Source organism: Streptomyces sp. AC512_CC834 (genome assembly GCF_019049325.1).
Lineage (GTDB): Bacteria > Actinomycetota > Actinomycetes > Streptomycetales > Streptomycetaceae > Streptomyces.
Map to the genome: position 1 here is coordinate 846482 of NZ_JAGMUO010000097.1, position 17256 is coordinate 863737.

The 17256-nt window shown below is 71.6% G+C and carries 17 protein-coding genes; 10 read left to right on the top strand and 7 right to left on the bottom strand.

Annotation, left to right across the window (positions count from 1 at the left end; genetic code table 11):
* Positions 1–85: 85 nt before the first annotated feature.
* The gene (locus KUM40_RS31390; RefSeq protein ID WP_217169579.1) at positions 86–1312 is read right to left on the bottom strand and encodes an acyl-CoA dehydrogenase family protein; all 1227 of its coding nucleotides are present in this window, start codon (positions 1310–1312) and stop codon (positions 86–88) included.
* Between the two features lie 170 nt (positions 1313–1482).
* On the opposite strand from KUM40_RS31390, the gene KUM40_RS31395 reads away from it, so the two are divergent.
* Complete coding sequence (locus tag KUM40_RS31395) at positions 1483–2139, top strand: TetR family transcriptional regulator (RefSeq protein ID WP_217169580.1); 657 nt, start codon at positions 1483–1485, stop codon at positions 2137–2139.
* Between the two features lie 388 nt (positions 2140–2527).
* Here the strand turns inward: KUM40_RS31395 and def are convergent, their stop codons facing one another.
* Positions 2528–3067 (bottom strand): peptide deformylase, encoded by a 540-nt coding sequence (gene def, locus KUM40_RS31400; protein WP_217169581.1) that lies wholly within the window; start codon positions 3065–3067, stop codon positions 2528–2530.
* Between the two features lie 169 nt (positions 3068–3236).
* On the opposite strand from def, the gene KUM40_RS31405 reads away from it, so the two are divergent.
* From KUM40_RS31405 to KUM40_RS31425, 5 genes are all read left to right on the top strand, one after another.
* On the top strand, positions 3237–4475 hold the full coding sequence (locus KUM40_RS31405) for a MurT ligase domain-containing protein (protein ID WP_217169582.1): 1239 nt from the start codon (positions 3237–3239) through the stop codon (positions 4473–4475).
* A gap of 23 nt (positions 4476–4498) precedes the next feature.
* Positions 4499–5227, top strand: a complete 729-nt coding sequence (locus tag KUM40_RS31410) for a type 1 glutamine amidotransferase (protein ID WP_217169583.1) — start codon at positions 4499–4501, stop codon at positions 5225–5227.
* A gap of 217 nt (positions 5228–5444) precedes the next feature.
* Positions 5445–6470 carry a 6-phosphofructokinase gene (locus tag KUM40_RS31415; RefSeq protein WP_217169584.1) on the top strand — a complete coding sequence of 342 codons (1026 nt, stop codon included), beginning with the start codon at positions 5445–5447 and terminating at the stop codon, positions 6468–6470.
* 173 nt (positions 6471–6643) lie between these two features.
* On the top strand, positions 6644–7594 hold the full coding sequence (locus KUM40_RS31420) for a cytochrome c oxidase assembly protein (RefSeq protein WP_217169585.1): 951 nt from the start codon (positions 6644–6646) through the stop codon (positions 7592–7594).
* 201 nt (positions 7595–7795) lie between these two features.
* Complete coding sequence (locus KUM40_RS31425) at positions 7796–7966, top strand: hypothetical protein (RefSeq protein ID WP_016325678.1); 171 nt, start codon at positions 7796–7798, stop codon at positions 7964–7966.
* Positions 7967–8006: 40 nt separating this feature from the next.
* Here KUM40_RS31425 and KUM40_RS31430 read toward each other — a convergent pair whose 3' ends face one another.
* The 4 genes from KUM40_RS31430 to KUM40_RS31445 are packed head-to-tail and all read right to left on the bottom strand — an operon-like array spanning position 8007 to position 12273.
* Positions 8007–9212 (bottom strand): sensor histidine kinase, encoded by a 1206-nt coding sequence (locus KUM40_RS31430; protein ID WP_217169839.1) that lies wholly within the window; start codon positions 9210–9212, stop codon positions 8007–8009.
* A gap of 8 nt (positions 9213–9220) precedes the next feature.
* Entirely contained in the window at positions 9221–11071 is a 1851-nt protein-coding gene (locus KUM40_RS31435) for a cation acetate symporter (protein WP_254395797.1), read from the bottom strand.
* The gene (locus tag KUM40_RS31440) at positions 11068–11427 is read right to left on the bottom strand and encodes a hypothetical protein (RefSeq protein ID WP_217169586.1); all 360 of its coding nucleotides are present in this window, start codon (positions 11425–11427) and stop codon (positions 11068–11070) included. Before KUM40_RS31440 ends, KUM40_RS31435 begins: the two co-directional genes overlap by 4 nt.
* 3 nt (positions 11428–11430) lie before the next feature.
* Positions 11431–12273, bottom strand: coding sequence for a LytTR family DNA-binding domain-containing protein (locus tag KUM40_RS31445; protein WP_217169587.1), 843 nt, complete (start codon positions 12271–12273; stop codon positions 11431–11433).
* Between the two features lie 77 nt (positions 12274–12350).
* On the opposite strand from KUM40_RS31445, the gene KUM40_RS31450 reads away from it, so the two are divergent.
* The 3 genes from KUM40_RS31450 (at position 12351) to rocD (ending at position 15069) form a co-directional block, all read left to right on the top strand.
* A complete protein-coding gene (locus KUM40_RS31450) occupies positions 12351–12857 on the top strand; it encodes an Lrp/AsnC family transcriptional regulator (RefSeq protein WP_217169588.1) in 507 nt (168 codons plus the stop codon).
* Positions 12858–12982: 125 nt separating this feature from the next.
* On the top strand, positions 12983–13840 hold the full coding sequence (gene ddaH / locus KUM40_RS31455; protein WP_217169589.1) for a dimethylargininase: 858 nt from the start codon (positions 12983–12985) through the stop codon (positions 13838–13840).
* The gene (rocD, locus tag KUM40_RS31460) at positions 13837–15069 is read left to right on the top strand and encodes an ornithine--oxo-acid transaminase (RefSeq protein ID WP_217169590.1); all 1233 of its coding nucleotides are present in this window, start codon (positions 13837–13839) and stop codon (positions 15067–15069) included. Before ddaH ends, rocD begins: the two co-directional genes overlap by 4 nt.
* A 19-nt stretch (positions 15070–15088) precedes the next feature.
* Here the strand turns inward: rocD and KUM40_RS31465 are convergent, their stop codons facing one another.
* Positions 15089–15544 (bottom strand): RpiB/LacA/LacB family sugar-phosphate isomerase, encoded by a 456-nt coding sequence (locus KUM40_RS31465; protein WP_217169591.1) that lies wholly within the window; start codon positions 15542–15544, stop codon positions 15089–15091.
* 184 nt (positions 15545–15728) lie between these two features.
* Between KUM40_RS31465 and proP the strand changes: the two genes are divergently transcribed.
* Positions 15729–17243: a glycine betaine/L-proline transporter ProP gene (proP, locus tag KUM40_RS31470; RefSeq protein WP_217169592.1), complete on the top strand. Its 1515-nt coding sequence runs from the start codon at positions 15729–15731 to the stop codon at positions 17241–17243.
* The last annotated feature ends 13 nt before the right edge of the window (positions 17244–17256 follow it).

Below are 17256 nucleotides of genomic sequence, written 5' to 3' on the forward strand. Positions count from 1 at the left end.
GTGTCGATTTGCGCGGCTCCGCCGCGTGGGCGCGACCAGCCACAACGGCCCCGCACCCGGCGTCGCACAGAACCCGAAACGGCGCTCAACGAATCGGCATCCCGGCGAGCGTCCGCGCGATCACCAGCCGCTGGATCTCACTCGTGCCCTCGAAGATCGTGTAGATCGCGGAGTCGCGGTGCATCCGCTCCACCGGGTACTCCCGCGTGTAGCCGTTGCCGCCCAGGATCTGGATCGCCTGGCCGGTCACCTTCTTCGCCGTCTCGCTCGCGAAGAGCTTGGACATCGATCCCTCGGCCGCCGTGAACGGCTTGCCGTTGATCGCCATCCACGAGGCCCGCCACACCAGCAGCCGCGCCGCGTCGATGGACGTGCGCATGTCCGCGAGCTGGAAGGCGACGCCCTGGTTGTCGATGATCGGGCGTCCGAACTGCTCCCGGGTCTGCGCGTACTCCAGCGCCACCTCGTACGCGGCACGCGCGGTGCCCACCGCCATCGCGCCGACCGCGGGGCGGGACGCCTCGAAGGTGGCCATCGCGGCGTTCTTCACGCGCTCGCCGCCCTTCTTGGCCTTCTCCCGGGCGCGGGCGAGGCGGGTGTCCAGCTTCTCCTTGCCGCCCAGCAGGCAGGACCCGGGGACGCGCACGTTGTCCAGGACGACCTCGGCGGTGTGCGAGGCGCGGATGCCGTGCTTCTTGAACTTCTGGCCCTGGGACAGCCCCGGGGTGGCCGGCGGGACGATGAAGGAGGCGTGGCCCTTGGAGCCCAGCTCCGCGTCGACGACGGCGACGACGACGTGGACGTTCGCGATGCCGCCGTTGGTCGCCCAGGTCTTGGTGCCGTTGAGGACCCACTCGTCCTTGGCCTCGTCGTACACGGCACGCGTGCGCAGGGAGGCCACGTCGGAGCCCGCGTCCGGCTCGGAGGAGCAGAAGGCGGCGACCTTCACGTCGTTCGCGTCGCCGTACATCTGGGGGATCCAGGTGCCGATCTGCTCCTCGGTGCCGTTGGCGAGGACGCCGACGGCGGCGAGGCCGGTGCCGACGATCGACAGGGCGATGCCCGCGTCGCCCCAGAACAGCTCCTCCATCGCCATGGGGATGCCGAGGCCGGTGGAGTCGAAGTACTGCTGGGCGTAGAAGTCGAGGGAGTAGATACCGACCTTGGCGGCCTCCTGGATGACCGGCCAGGGAGTCTCCTCACGCTCGTCCCATTCGGCGGCCGCGGGGCGGATGACGTCGGCCGCGAAGCCGTGCAGCCAGTCCCGGACCTCCTTCTGTTCGTCGCTCAGCTCCATGGTGAACTCGGCCATGTCCCCTCCAGTGACGCACGTGCATGTTACTTGCGGTAACCCCGAGTCTGTTACCGGCGGGTAGGAAAAGTCAACTCCCGGGACCCCCTCGCCCTCCCGTTCGATGTCACGTGCCCTGTGAGTGTTAGTTTGCGCAGGCGTCACCGAAACAGCACGGGTGGGGAGAGCACATGAACACCACACAGCGGACCGATCAGCAGACGTCCGCCGACCGCAGACGGCGCGAGCTGCTCGAGGCCGCCGACCGGGTGGTGCTGCGCGACGGTCCGCACGCCTCGATGAACGCCATCGCCGCCGAGGCCGGCATCACCAAGCCGATCCTCTACCGCCACTTCGGCGACAAGGGCGGACTTTACGCCGCCCTCGCCGTCCGGCACACCGACGCCCTCCTCGCCTCGCTGCGGGCCGCCCTGGACGCGCCGGCGGAGCGGCGACAGCGCGTCGAGGCCACCCTGGACACCTATCTGGCGGCCATCGAGGCACGCCCGCAGGTGTACCGCTTCCTGATGCATCCGGCGGAGGGCGTCCCGACGCCCACCGACCAGGCCGACCAGGGGTTCGACGTCGGCAAGCACTCGGCGCCGCTGCTGCGCCGCATGGGCGAGGAGCTGGCCCAGGTCATCGAGGAGCGCCTCGACGTCGGACCGGGCACCCAGCAGCTCGCCCGGGTCTGGGGGCACGGGATCGTCGGCATGATGCACGCCGCCGGGGACTGGTGGCTGGGCGAACGCCCCTGCCCCCGGGAGGAATTGGTCCGCAGCCTGGCGGACCTGCTGTGGGGCCGCCTCGCCGACGCCGGCGACAAGGCGGGCGGCCCGGGCTTCTGACGGTCGCGGGCCGAACAGCCGCCGCCGTGCCGGCCGGGCAACCGGCCGGGGTTCGCCGCTCAGCGGTGGCCCCGCTCGGACGGTCCCGTCCAGCAGTGGCCCCGCCCAGGTGGCCCCGCTCAGCGGTGACCCTGCTCGGGTGGTCCCGTCCAGCAGTGGCCCCGCTCAGGTGCTCCCGTCCAGCGGTGATCCCGCTCAGGTGGCCCCGTCCAGCAGTGGCCCCGCCCAGATGCTCCCGTCCAGCGGTGATCCCGCTCAGGTGGCCCCGTCCAGCAGTGGCCCCGCCCAGATGCTCCCGCTCAGCAGTGACCCCGCCCAGGTGCTCCCGCTCGGATGGTCCCGTCCAGCGGTCGCCCCCGCTCTGATGGTCCCGCTCAGGTGATCCCGCTCAGCGGTGCCAGGACGACCGTGTCACCTGCCGCATCAGCTTCCGGTGGCGTCGGCCGGTCAGGCGATCGGCGTAGACCCGTCCCTCCAGGTGGTCGCACTCGTGCTGGAGGCACCGGGCGAAGAAGCCCGTCCCTCGTACGGTGACCGGCTCACCGGTCCGCGTGAAGCCCGTCACGACCGCCTCGTCGTGACGCTCGGTACCGGCTTCGAGGCCCGGCAGGGACAGACAGCCCTCCGGCCCGCGCACCACCACCCCGCCGGTCTCGACGAGCCGTGGGTTCACCATGTGTCCGACGTGCCGCTCGTCCTCGTCGTCCGGGCAGTCGTAGACGAAGACCCGCGCCGCCCGGCCGATCTGGTTCGCGGCCAGACCCACGCCGTGGGCGGCGTACATGGTCGCGAACAAGTCCTCCACGAGCGCCGCGAGTTCCGGCCCGAAGTCGGTCACCTCGTCGCAGGGCGCGTGCAGGACGGGGTCGCCGAGGAGGCCGAGGGAGCGGACGCGCCCGTGGGCGCCCGGGATGGAGCCGTGTCGCATGACGGCCAGAGTAAGGTCCGTGTGTCCGTCGGCGGCTCGCTCCCACCGCCAAAACCCCGTGGCCGGTGCCGCGATTCGGGAGTGCGAACGGATCTCGATAGGCTGAGGTCCACACCACGTGGCCGTCAGGCTTCAGGCGCGGCGCGTACGCAAGGAGGATCGAGAACTGATGGCAGGCAACTCGGACCCGCTCTCGCCCCGGGCCAAGATCGCCGTGACCGCGGGCAAGGCGGTCGCGGCGGCTTCGCGCGCCGCGGGGCGCGGCAGCGGTTCGGTGATCGGCGGCAAGGTCGCGCTGAGACTCGATCCCGACCTCCTCGCCCGGCTCGCCCAGCACCTGGACGTGACCCTGGTCTCGGCGACCAACGGCAAGACCACCACCACCCGGCTCATCGCGGAGGCGCTCAAGGCGGCCGGTCCGGTCGTCTCCAACGCGCTCGGCGCCAACATGCCCGCCGGTATCACCTCGGCCCTCGCGAGCGGTGCGGAGTCCCGCTACGGGGTCATCGAGGTCGACGAGAAGTACCTCGTCGGCGTCGCCCAGGCCACCGACCCGAAGTGCATCGCCCTGCTCAACCTCTCCCGCGACCAGCTCGACCGCGCCGCCGAGACCCGCATGCTCGCCGAGAACTGGCGCGAGGGCCTGGCCGGTTCGAAGTCGGTGATCGTCGCCAACGCCGACGACCCGCTCGTGGTGTGGGCCGCGTCCTCCTCCCCCAACGTGATCTGGGTCGCCGCCGGGCAGATGTGGAAGGACGACGCCTGGTCCTGCCCGTCCTGCGGCGGCGTGATGCAGCGTCCCGGCGACGACTGGTTCTGCGGCGAGTGCGGCTTCCGGCGCCCGACGCCGAGCTGGGCGCTCTCCGGCGACCACGTCCTCGACCCGCACGGCTCCGCCTGGCCGATCCACCTCCAGTTGCCGGGCCGCGCCAACAAGGCCAACGCCGCCTCCTCGGCCGCCGTCGCCGCCGTCTTCGGGGTGCCCCCGCAGGTCGCGCTTGAGCGCATGTACCAGGTGCAGGCGGTCGCCGGACGCTACGACGTCGTGCAGTTCCAGGGCCGCGACCTGCGGCTGCTGCTCGCCAAGAACCCGGCGGGCTGGCTGGAGACCTTCTCCCTGATCGACCCGCCGCCGACCCCGGTAATCCTCTCGGTGAACGCGCGCGGCGCCGACGGCACCGACACGTCCTGGCTGTGGGACGTGGACTACACCCGGCTGTCCGGACACCCGATCTGTGTGATCGGCGACCGCAAGCTGGACCTCGCGGTGCGCCTGGAGGTCGCGAACCAGCAGTTCCAGGTGTGCGAGGACCTCGACCAGGCGGTGCAGCTCTGCCCGCCGGGACGCATCGAGGTCATCGCGAACTACACCGCCTTCCAGGACCTGCGCCGCCGCGTCGGCAACTGACCGCGAGACTTCAGGGGACTTTCGTGAGCGACAACCAACTCCGGATCGTCTGGATCTACCCGGACCTCCTCAGCACCTACGGCGACCAGGGCAACGCCCTGGTCGTGGAGCGCCGGGCCCGCCAGCGCGGCCTCGACGTGGCCCGGCTCGACGTACGCAGCGACCAGCCGATCCCGACCTCCGGCGACATCTACCTCATCGGCGGCGGCGAGGACCGGCCGCAGCGGCTCGCGGCCGAGCGGCTGCGCCGCGACGGCGGCCTGCAGCGGGCGGTGGAGAACGGCGCGATCGTCTTCTCCGTCTGCGCCGGCTACCAGATCCTGGGCCACGAGTTCATCAACGACCTGGGCCAGCGCGAGCCGGGCCTCGGTCTGCTCGACGTGGTCTCGACCCGCGGCGAGGGCGACCGGTGCGTCGGCGACGTCCTCGGCGACATCGACGCGCGTCTCGGCCTGCCCCCGCTGACCGGCTTCGAGAACCACCAGGGCGTCACCCACCTCGGCCCCGGGGCCCGGCCGCTCGCCCAGGTCCACTTCGGCAACGGCAACGGAACGGGCGACGGCACGGAGGGCGCGTACAACGACACGGTCTTCGGTACGTACATGCACGGCCCCGTGCTGGCGCGCAACCCGCTGATCGCGGACCTGCTGCTCAAGCTGGCCCTCGACGTGAACGCGCTGCCGCCGACCGACGACCGCTGGTACGAGGCGCTCCGCAACGAGCGCATCGCGGCTGCGCAGCAGCCTGCGTAGAAGCAGTTGCGCAGCAGCCTGCGTAGACACCGTTGCGCGGCAGCCTGCCTGAGCTTGCCGGCAGCGGCCCGTCTGATGCCTCGTCCGCACAGGTGAGCGGGCTCGTCCAGTAGGCGGACGCGCGGTTCGGTCCCGCCCCCCGATGCCGCTAGGGTGGCGGGAATCGAGCCGGACAGCGCGGTCCGGACCCGTGCCACTTGAGAAGGTATTTCGGGCTATGCGCATTGGTGTCCTCACGTCCGGCGGCGACTGCCCCGGCCTGAACGCCGTCATCCGGTCCGTCGTGCACCGTGCCGTCGTCGACCACGGCGACGAGGTCATCGGCTTCCGGGACGGCTGGAAGGGCCTCCTGGAGTGCGACTACCTCAAGCTCGACCTCGACGCGGTAGGCGGCATCCTGGCCCGCGGCGGCACCATCCTCGGCTCCTCCCGGGTCCGTCCCGAGCATCTGCGGGACGGCGTCGAGCGGGCCCGGGGGCACGTCGAGGAACTCGGCCTCGACGCGATCATCCCGATCGGCGGCGAGGGCACCCTGAAGGCGGCCCGGCTGCTGTCCGACAGCGGCCTGCCGATCGTGGGCGTACCGAAGACCATCGACAACGACATAGCGGTCACCGACGTCACCTTCGGCTTCGACACGGCCGTGACCGTCGCCACCGAGGCCCTGGACCGGCTGAAGACCACCGCCGAGTCGCACCAGCGGGTGCTGATCGTCGAGGTCATGGGCCGTCACACCGGCTGGATCGCGTTGCACTCGGGCATGGCGGCCGGCGCGCACGCCGTCGTCGTTCCGGAGCGGCCCTTCGACATCGACGAGTTGACCGCGAAGGTCGGCGAGCGTTTCTCGGCGGGCAAGCGGTTCGCGATCGTGGTGGCCGCGGAGGGTGCCAAGCCGAAGGCCGGGTCCATGGACTTCGACGAGGGCGGCAAGGACGTCTACGGTCACGAGCGCTTCGCCGGGATCGCCCGCCAGCTCTCGATCGAGCTGGAGGAGCGCCTCGGCAAGGAGGCCCGGCCGGTGATCCTCGGACATGTCCAGCGCGGCGGGACGCCCACGGCGTACGACCGGGTGCTGGCGACGCGGTTCGGGTGGCACGCGGTGGAGGCGGTGCACCGTGGGGAGTTCGGGAAGATGACGGCCCTGCGTGGGACGGACATAGAGATGGTGTCGCTCGGCGACGCGGTGGAGTCGTTGAAGACGGTGCCGGACGCGCGGTACGCGGAGGCGGAGTGCGTGCTGTGAATCGGCGGGGCCGCACAGAGCTCGGGTCCACTGGTTAGTCGCGGACCGCGGGTTCGCCGTGTTGGGGCGTGTTCGCCGCCCCCGGTCGCAAGCGCGGCCGGGGGCGGTTCTACGCTTGCTTCGGACAAGCGGCGTTGAACCGCGCTCAACCCCCACGAAACAGGAGCCGGCGGATGGATCACAGCGGGCACGGCATGACGATGGATCTGCCGCCGTTCACGCTGGGGCGAGGTCTTGCCTGGTCGACGGATCCCTTCTTCCTGATCGCCTGCCTCCTGGGACTGGCGCTCTACGGCTGGGGCGTCGTCCGGCTGACCCGGCGCGGTGACAAGTGGCCGATCGGCCGGAGCGTGTCCTTCGTGGCCGGTGTGCTGAGCATCGCCCTCATGATGTGCACGAAGCTCAATGACTACGGCATGGTCATGTTCAGTGTGCACATGGTCCAGCACATGGTGATCAGCATGGTGTCGCCGATCCTGCTGCTGCTGGGCGCCCCGATCACGCTGGCCCTGCGTGCGCTGCCCCCGGCGGGCCGCGGCCGCAAGGGTCCCCGCGAGGTGCTGCTGATGCTGCTGCACAGCCGCTACCTGCGGATCATCACCCATCCCGCGTTCACCATCCCGCTGTTCATCGCGAGCCTGTACGGGCTGTACTTCACGCCCCTCTTCGACGCCCTGATGGGCTCCCGGGCGGGGCACATCGGGATGATGGTGCACTTCCTCGCCGTGGGTGTGGTGTTCTTCTGGCCGATCATGGGCGTGGACCCGGGCCCGCACCGGCCGGGTTACCTGATGCGGATGCTGGAGCTCTTCGCGGGCATGCCGTTCCACGCGTTCTTCGGCATCGCGCTGATGATGGCGTCCTCCCCGATGGTCGAGACGTTCAAGAACCCGCCCGCCTCGCTCGGCATCGACGCGCTCTCGGACCAGAACGCGGCCGGTGGCATCGCCTGGGCCTTCAGCGAGGTCCCGTCCGTGCTGGTGCTGCTCGCGCTGCTGTTCCAGTGGTACGCCTCGGATCAGCGGCAGGCCCGGCGCAGCGACCGGGCGGCCGACCGCGACGGCGACAAGGAACTCGCGGCGTACAACGCCTATCTGACCTCGCTCAACACACGCGGCGGCTGACGGGCGGCACCCCCGACGCGCAGGTGCTCGGCTTCACCCGGTTGGCCGCAGACTCCGCATGATTCGACCCCTCCCCGTACGAGGCCGGGTCCGCCACGGCCGCCGGGCCCCGGAAATCGGCCTCACATCTCGCCGTCCGCACCGCGAAACGGCGCAACGGGGGCACCATGGAGGGCAACGGACCATGAGGAGGGTGTTGCGATGCCCGGTTCCACGGACAGTTCGACGAAGACGATGGGGGCGCTCACCATCGGCGGCCTGGTCGCGGTGACGGCCTACACGGTGGCGCTCGGGAGCAACGGCTGGCTGTGGTTCGGCTGGGTCGTGCTGGGTCTGATCACCCTGGGGCTGGTGGCCACGCGCAGCGCCTGAGCCCCACGCGGGGCGCTCCAGGAATCACTCGCCGGGCGGCTCACTCGCGTCCGAGCCGGCCCGCCGAGTGCACGCCCGGCTGGTATTTCGGCAGCCGGGCGGTGATCTTCATGCCCGCGCCGACGGCCGTCTCGATGACGAGGCCGTGGTCGTCTCCGTAGACCTGACGGAGGCGGTCGTCGACGTTGGACAGCCCGATGCCGCCCGACGGGCTGACCTCGCGCGCCAGGATGCGGCGCAGCAGGCCGGGGTCCATGCCCGCGCCGTCGTCCTCGATGACGACCAGGGCCTCGGCGCCCGCGTCCTGCGCGGTGATCTGGATGCGGCACCGGTCGGCCTTGCCCTCCAGACCGTGCTTGACGGCGTTCTCGACGAGTGGCTGCAGGCAGAGGAAGGGCAGCGCGACCGGCAGCACCTCGGGGGCGACCTGGAGGGTGACGGCGAGGCGGTCGCCGAAGCGGGCCCGCACCAGCGCCAGGTAGTGGTCGATGGCGTGCAGCTCGTCGGCGAGGGTGGTGAAGTCGCCGTGCCGGCGAAACGAGTACCGGGTGAAGTCGGCGAACTCCAGCAGCAGCTCGCGGGCGCGCTCGGGGTCGGTGCGCACGAAGGACGCGATCACCGCGAGCGAGTTGAAGATGAAGTGCGGGGAGATCTGGGCCCGCAGCGCCTTGATCTCGGCCTCGATGAGCCGGGTGCGGGACTGGTCGAGGTCGGCCAGCTCGAGCTGGACGGATACCCAGCGGGCCACCTCGCCGGCCGCCCGGACCAGGACGGCGGACTCGCGGGGCGCGCAGGCGACGAGGGCGCCGTGCACCCGGTCGTCGACGGTGAGCGGGGCGACGACGGCCCAGCGGACGGTGCAGTCGGGGGTGTCGCAGGTGAGGCGGAAGGCCTCGCCCCGGCCGCTCTCCAGCGGTCCGGCGAGGCGCTCCATGATCTCGGTGCGGTGGTGGGCGCCGAGGCCGTCCCAGACGAGGACCTCCTTGAGGTCGGTCAGGCACAGCGCGTCCGTGCCCAGCAGGGAGCGCAGCTTGCGGGCCGATTTGCCGGCGGTCTCCTCGGTCAGGCCGGCCCGCAGCGGGGGCGTGGCCAGCGAGGCGGTGTGCAGGGCCTGGAAGGTGGCGTGCTCGACCGGGGTGCCCAGGCCGCCGAGGTTCTGCGGGTGGGCCGTGCGCCGCCCCAGCCAGAAGCCGGCGGCCAGCAGGGGGAGCACGGCGACGACCAGGCCCGCCAGGAAACCGCTCACCGAGCCGCTCACGGGGCCGCCTCCTGGCGCGGATCCCCCGCCCGCGGACCGCCCGCCCCCGGACGGCCGCCCCGCAGGCCCCCCGGCTTCAGACCCTCCGCGCGCATGTCGTCTGCGCGCATGTCCTCCGCGCGCACGTCGTCCGCGCGCAGCTCCTCCGTTCCCAGCTCCTCCGGCAGGTGGAAGCGGGCCAGGATCGCCGCCGTCCCGGCTGGTACCCGGCCCGGGGTGGCCAGGGAGACCAGCACCATGGTGAGGAAGCCCAGCGGCACCGACCACAGCGCGGGCCAGGCCAGCAGCGCGTGCAGGGCCCCGGCGCCGCCCGGGAAGTCTCCCATGGTGGCGGCGACGGCGAGCAGGGCGGAGCCGCCGCCCACCAGCATCCCGGCCGCCGCGCCGGGCGGGGTCAGCCGCCGCCACCAGATGCCGAGCACGAGCAGCGGGCAGAAGGACGAGGCGGACACGGCGAAGGCGAGGCCGACGGCGTCGGCGACCGGCAGCCCGCCGACCAGCGCGCTCGCCACCAGCGGCACCGCCATGGCGAGGAGGGTGCCGAGCCGGAAGTGCGGCACGGCACGGGACGGCAGCACGTCCTGGGTGAGCACGCCCGCGACGGCCATGGTCAGCCCCGACGCGGTGGACAGGAACGCGGCGAAGGCGCCACCGGCGACCAGCGCGCCGAGCAGGTCGCCGCCCACTCCCCCGATCACCCGGTCGGGCAGCAGCAGGACGGCGGCGTCGGCGTCGCCGGTGAGGGTCAGTTCGGGGGCGTAGAGGCGGCCGAGGGCACCGTAGAGGGGTGGCAGCAGGTAGAAGGCGCCGATCAGGCCGAGAACGGCGACGGTGGTGCGGCGGGCGGCCACGCCGGTCGGACTGGTGTAGAAGCGCACCACGACGTGCGGCAGACCCATGGTGCCCAGGAAGGTCGCGAGGATCAGGCCGTACGTGGCGTACAGCGGGCGTTCCGTGCGGCTCTCGGCCCGCGAGGGCGACAGGGCGTCGTCGGCGCCGCGTCCGGCGGCCGGGACGGGGGCGTCCTTGGCGAAGGTGAGGCGGGTGCCGGCCTCGATGTGATGGGAGCCGGCGGGCAGGTCGAGCCGGGTGCCTTCGTGGGCGCGGCCGTCCACGGTGCCGTCGACGGTGACCGTCAAGGGCCCCTCGAGCTTGAGGGTGAGGCTGTCGTCGACCCGGACGGAGCGCTGCTCGCGGAAGGTGGCCGGTTCCTCGAAGGGCCGGCCGGGGGCGCCGTCGCCCTGCCAGGCCAGCACCAGGAAGAGGGCGGGGACGAGCAGGGCGGTGAGCTTCAGCCAGTACTGGAAGGCCTGGACGAAGGTGATGCTGCGCATGCCTCCGGCGGCGACGATGGCGGTGACGACTACGGCGACGATCACCCCGCCGAGCCAGTCGGGCGCCCCGCTGAGCACGGTCAGGGTCAGTCCGGCGCCCTGGAGCTGGGGCAGCAGGTACAGCCAGCCGACACCGACGACGAAGGCCCCCGCGAGCCGCCGTACCCCCTGGGAGGCGAGTCGGGCCTCGGCGAAGTCGGGCAGCGTGTAGGCGCCCGAGCGGCGTAGCGGGGCGGCGACGAAGAGCAGCAGGACCAGGTAGCCGGCGGTGTAGCCGACCGGGTACCAGAGCATGTCGGGGCCCTGGACGAGGACCAGTCCCGCGATGCCGAGGAAGGACGCGGCGGAGAGGTACTCACCGCTGATGGCGGCGGCGTTGAGGCGGGGGCCGACGGCGCGGGAGGCGACGTAGAAGTCGGAGGTGGTGCGGGAGATGCGCAGGCCGAAGGCGCCGACGAGGACGGTGGCCACGACGACGAGGGCGACGGCGGATATGGCGTAGCTGGAGTTCATCGGTCCTCGACGAGGCGCACGAAGTCGCGTTCGTTGCGCTCGGCGCGGCGCACGTACCAGCGGGCGAGGAGGACCAGCGGGGCGTACAGGCCGAAGCCGAGGACGGCCCACTCCAGGCGGCGGGCACCCGGCATCGCGGCGAACAGCAGGGGCAGCGGCGCCACGAGGAGCCCGAGGACCGCGAAGACGGCGAGGCCGGCGCGTAGCTGGCTGCGCATCAGGGAGCGGACGTAGGTGTGGCCGAGGGTGGTCTGCTCGTCGATCTCGGTGCGCGGGCGGTAGTAGCCGGACGCCCGCCGGGTGCGCCTGGGCGGGCCGGTGACGGTGACGCGGCGTTCCGTGGGGTCCTGGGGCACGACTCACGGCCTCCGCATGAGCAGGTCCCGCAGTTCGCGGGCGTGGCGCCTGCTGACCTGGAGTTCCTCGGTGCCGACCCGGACGCTGACGGTGCCCGCGTCGAGCCGCAGTTCGCCGATGTGCCGCAGGGCGACGAGGTGGCGGCGGTGGATGCGGACGAAGCCGCGGGCGCGCCAGCGCTCCTCCAGGGTGGACAGGGGGATGCGGACGAGGTGGCTGCCCCGGTCGGTGTGCAGCCGGGCGTAGTCGCCCTGGGCCTCGACGTGGGTGATGTCGTCGACGGGGACGAAGCGGGTGACGCCGCCGAGTTCCACGGTGATGTGGTCGGAGTCGGGTTCGTGCACCACGGGTATGCGCGGGGCGGAGGCAGAGGCGGCGGAGGCGGAAGCGGCGTTGGCAGAAGCAGCGGTGGAGGCGGCGGAAGTCGCGGTGGAGGCGGCGCTCGCGGTCGTGGTGCCGCGCCGTTCCGCGGCGCGGCGGACGGCCTCCGCGAGCCGTTCCCTGCGGACGGGTTTGAGCACGTAGTCGACGGCCTTGAGGTCGAATGCCTGGACGGCGAAGTCCTCGTGCGCGGTGACGAACACGACCAGCGGCGGCCGGGCGAACCCGGTCAGCAGCCGGGCGAGGTCCAGCCCGTCGAGGCCGGGCATCTGGATGTCGAGGAAGACGACGTCGATGGCGTCCGGTCCGTCGGGGCCCGACTCCAGGGCCCGGTTGATGCGGCGCAGCGCCTCGGTCGCGTCGCTCGCCCCCTCCGCCGTGCCGACGCGGGGGTCGGCGTTCAGCAGGTACACGAGTTCCTCGAGCGTGGGGCGTTCGTCGTCGACAGCAAGGGCGCGCAGCATGAACGTGGAGTGTAGGAGTAATCCGTGCGCCTGCACACGCCTGCGACGTGGACCTGTCCGCTGGATACAGTGCCCGCATGAACAGCAGGCCCGCTTCGTTCGACGAACTCGACCGGAAGATCGTCACCGCGCTGATGGAGAACGCCAGGACGTCCTTCGCCGAGATCGGGACGGAGGTCGGACTGTCCTCGACGGCGGTCAAGCGCCGGGTGGACCGGCTGCGCGAGACCGACGTGATCACCGGGTTCACGGCGACGGTCCGGCCCTCGTCGCTGGGGTGGCGCACGGAGGCCTACGTGGAGGTGTACTGCGAGGGGGCGGCGCCGCCGAGACGGCTCGCCGAAGTCGTGCGCGGCTATCCGGAGATCACGGCGGCGATGACGGTGACGGGCGGCGCCGACGCGCTGCTGCATGTGCGGGCGCGGGACGTGGAGCACTTCGAGGAGGTGCTGGAACGGATCCGTGCGGAACCGTTCATCCGGAAGACGATCAGTGTGATGGTGCTGTCCCACCTGCTCCCGGACAGTCCGGAGGCAGGAGGAGCCGCCCTGCTCACTCCGGAAGGCGCAGCAGACGTGCGCTGACCAGGTGAAGAACGCAGTGATCCTGCGGGAACACGCAGGCTTTGTCGCTTGTCGGGCTCGGGCGTCACTTCTTACCGTGGTGTCAACAGACAGTCACACACCGTGAAAAGCGGAGGTACCCCTCTGTGCCCGAGTCCCGTGTGCCGCGCCGGCGGCGATTCGTGGTCTGCGAACCCAGACACTTCGCCGTGCAGTACGCGATCAATCCGTGGATGAGCACCGACCGACCCGTCGACGTCGTCCGCGCGCTCGACCAGTGGCAGGCACTGGTCGACACCTACCGGGCCCACGGCCACACCGTGGACCCCGTCGGGCCCCTCCCCGGGCTGCCCGACATGGTCTTCGCCGCGAACTGCGCGGTCGTGGTCGAAGGCCGCGTCTTCGGCTCGCTCTTCCACGCACCCGAGCGACGTCCCGAGTCCGTGCCCTTCGAGGCGTGGTTCAAGACCCGCGGCTTCGAGGTCCACCATCCCGAGTCGGTCTGCGAGGGCGAGGGGGACCTGGTCCCGGCCGGGCGCTGGATCCTGGCCGGCACGGGGTTTCGTACCACCCGTGAGGCGCACCGCGAGGTGCAGGAGTTCTTCGGCGTGCCGGTGATCTCGCTGACCCTCGTGGACCCGTACTTCTACCACCTGGACACGGCGCTGTTCGTGCTCGACGACGGAGGCGACGGGGACGCCGGGGACGCCGGGGCCGCCGGGAACATCGCCTACTACCCCGGGGCCTTCTCCCCCGGCAGCCGTGAGGTGCTCGAGCGGCTCTACCCGGACGCGGTGATCGCCACCCGGGAGGACGCCATGGCGTTCGGGCTCAACTCCGTGTCCGACGGACGGCACGTGTTCATCGCCCCCGGGGCCCGGGCGCTGGCCGGCCGGCTCGCCGGACTCGGCTACGTGCCCGTGCCCGTCGACCTGTCCGAGTTCCACAAGGCCGGTGGCGGCATCAAGTGCTGCACCCAGGAGATCCGGGAGACCCGCTCATGACCGCACCCGCCCGCACCACCCGCACCACCCGCGGCTCCGAGGAACTGATCCGCGCGGAGGAGCCCGTCCTCGCGCACAACTACCATCCGCTGCCCGTCGTGGTGGCCCGTGCGGAGGGCGCCTGGGTCGAGGACGTGGAGGGCCGCCGCTATCTGGACATGCTGGCGGGCTACTCGGCGCTCAACTTCGGCCACCGCCACCCGGCGCTGGTCGAGGCGGCCCACCAGCAGCTCGACCGGCTCACGCTCACCTCGCGCGCCTTCCACAACGACCGGCTCGCGGGCTTCGCGGAGCGGCTGGCGGCGCTGACCGGCACGGACATGGTGCTCCCGATGAACACCGGCGCCGAGGCGGTGGAGAGCGGCATCAAGGTGGCCCGCAAGTGGGCCTACGACGTGAAGGGCGTCCCGGCCGACCGGGCGACGATCGTGGTCGCCGCGGACAACTTCCACGGCCGTACGACGACGATCGTTAGCTTCTCCACCGACGAGACGGCCCGCTCCGGCTTCGGGCCCTTCACGCCCGGCTTCCGGATCGTCCCGTACAACGACCTGGCGGCGATGGAGGCGGCGGTCGACGAGACGACGGCGGCCGTGCTGATCGAGCCGATCCAGGGCGAGGCGGGCGTGCTGATCCCCGACGACGGCTATCTGGCCGGCGTGCGGGAGCTGACCCGCCGTGCGGGCTGTCTGTTCGTCGCGGACGAGATCCAGTCGGGTCTCGGCCGCACGGGGCACACCCTGGCCGTCGAGCACGAGTCGGTCGTGCCCGACGTGGTGCTGCTCGGCAAGGCGCTGGGCGGCGGCATCGTCCCGGTGTCGGCGGTGGTCGGCCGGCGTGAGGTGCTGGGCGTACTGCACCCGGGCGAGCACGGTTCGACGTTCGGCGGCAATCCGCTGGCCGCGGCGGTCGGCACGGCGGTGGTGGAGCTGCTGGAGACGGGCGCGTTCCAGCGCCGGGCGGCCGAGCTGGGCGCGGTGCTGCGCGAGGGCCTGGCCGCCCTGGTCGGCAAGGGCGTCGTCGGCTTCCGGGCGCGGGGGCTGTGGGCGGGCGTCGACGTGGACCCGGCGCTGGGTACCGGGCGTGAGATCAGTGAGCGGCTGATGCGCGAGGGCATCCTGGTCAAGGACACCCACGGCTCCACGATCCGCCTGGCCCCGCCGCTGACCGTCACGGGTGACGAGCTGACGGCCGCCCTCGGGACGCTGGAGAAGGTCCTGACCGACTAGCGTGCCCCGGCCGCGGCCCTCACGGAGCGGTTCGGCCCCGGTCGAGCCGCTCCAACTGCGTCACGTTGTCCAGGTCCTCGGCGTCGGTGCTCGGCGCGCCCGCGAACCAGGCGTCGAGGATCTCCCGCAGCAGCGGCGCGGACGTCAGCCGCAGGCTCAGCGCGAGCACGTTGGCGTCGTTCCAGCGGCGGGCCCCGTCCGCCGTGTAGGCGTCGGCGCACAGGGCGGCGCGTACGCCCGGCACCTTGTTCGCGGCGATCGACGCGCCCGTGCCGGTCCAGCAGCACACCACGGCCTGGTCGGCCCGGCCGTCGGCGACCTCGCGGGCGGCCCGCTGCGAGCACACGGCCCACCGGGTGTCGGCGCCCGGGCTCAGGGCGCCGTGCGTCCGCACCTCGTGGCCGCGGCCGCGCAGCTCCTCGACGAGGAGGCGGGCCACGGGTTCGTCCATGTCGGCGGATACGGAGATACGCATGTGCGGAAGCGTACTCACCCCTCCGCGCCCCTGCCGCGCCTCCTCCGCGCCCCTGCGCTCACCTCATCGGCTCAACCACATGACTGAAGTCACGACCATACCCAGCATGATCGGGGGAACGGGTACGACCTGACAGACCTGACAGACGTACGACCGAGCAGTGCTCCGCCCGGAGTGTCTGCGCGTGGAAAGGGAGGCCGCCACGTCCCCCACCGAGAACGGCCATGAAACCGACGCCGCGGCGGTCCGCCGCCACCCCGCCCTGTTCCGGGCGATCAAGCGTCGGCAGAACCCCCGACTGCGCCGGTCGGACATCACCATCACGGACGAGGCCGCGGTCAAGCGCGCCGTGAAGGCGGCCTCCCTCGGCAATGCCATGGAGTGGTTCGACTTCGGCATCTACGCCTATCTGGCGGGCACCATCGGCCGCGTGTTCTTCCCGTCCGGGAGCGACACCGCGCAGTTGCTCTCGTCGTTCGCCACGTTCGCCGTGGCGTTCCTGGTGCGCCCGATCGGCGGGATGGTCTTCGGGCCGATGGGTGACAAGATCGGCCGCAAGAAGGTCCTCGCGCTGACGATGATCCTCATGGCGATCGGCACCTCTGCCATCGGGCTCATCCCCAGCTACGACTCGATCGGCTTCTGGTCCCCGCTGCTGCTGATCCTGTTCCGTCTGCTCCAGGGCTTCTCCACCGGCGGCGAGTACGGCGGCGCCTCCACGTTCATCGCCGAGTACGCGCCCGACAAGCGGCGCGGCTTCTTCGGCAGCTTCCTGGAACTGGGAACGCTCGCCGGGTACACCGCCGCCGCCAGTCTCGTCACCGGCCTGACCGCCCTGCTGGGCAGTGACGGCATGGACTCCTGGGGCTGGCGCGTCCCGTTCCTCGCCGCGGCTCCGCTCGGCATGATCGGTATCTATCTGCGGTTGCGGCTCGACGACACGCCCGCGTACCTGAAGCTGGAGGAATCCAACGTCCACATCTCGGAGGCCGCGACGGCGGTGGAGACCACCGCACGGGGCGACCTCGCCAAGATCTTCCGCACGCACTGGCGCTCGCTGGTGCTGTGCATCGCGCTGGTCGGCGCGTACAACGTCACCGACTACATGCTGCTGTCGTACATGCCGACCTATCTGTCGGACGAGCTGCACTACAGCGAGAGCCACGGACTGATGATCCTGGTGGCGACCATGGTGCTGCTGATGCTGATCATCAACCAGGTCGGCCGGCTGTCCGACCACTTCGGCCGCAAGCCCGTCCTGATGACCGGCATGATCGGGTTCTTCGTCCTCTCCGCCCCGGCCTTCGTGCTGGTGCAGGAGGGCAGCCTGCTCGCCGTCTCGGCCGGCATGCTGATGCTCGGCCTGTCGCTGGTCTGCCTGCTCGGCACGATGTCGGCGGCGCTCCCGGCGATGTTCCCCACCAACGTCAGGTACGGGTCCCTGTCGGTCGGCTACAACCTGTCGGCCTCCCTGTTCGGCGGTACCACCCCGCTGGTGATCACCGCGCTGATCAGCGTGACCGACTCCGACATGATGCCCGCCTACTACGCGATGGCGGCCGCCCTGGTCGGTGTCGTGGCCGTGGCCTGCATGAAGGAGACGGCCCAGCAGCCGCTCGCGGGCTCCCCGCCTTCGGTGCAGACCGAGGAGGAGGCGGCGGAGATGGTCGAGGCGCAGGCCCCGACGCCGAAGTTCTGAGCACGTGACCGCC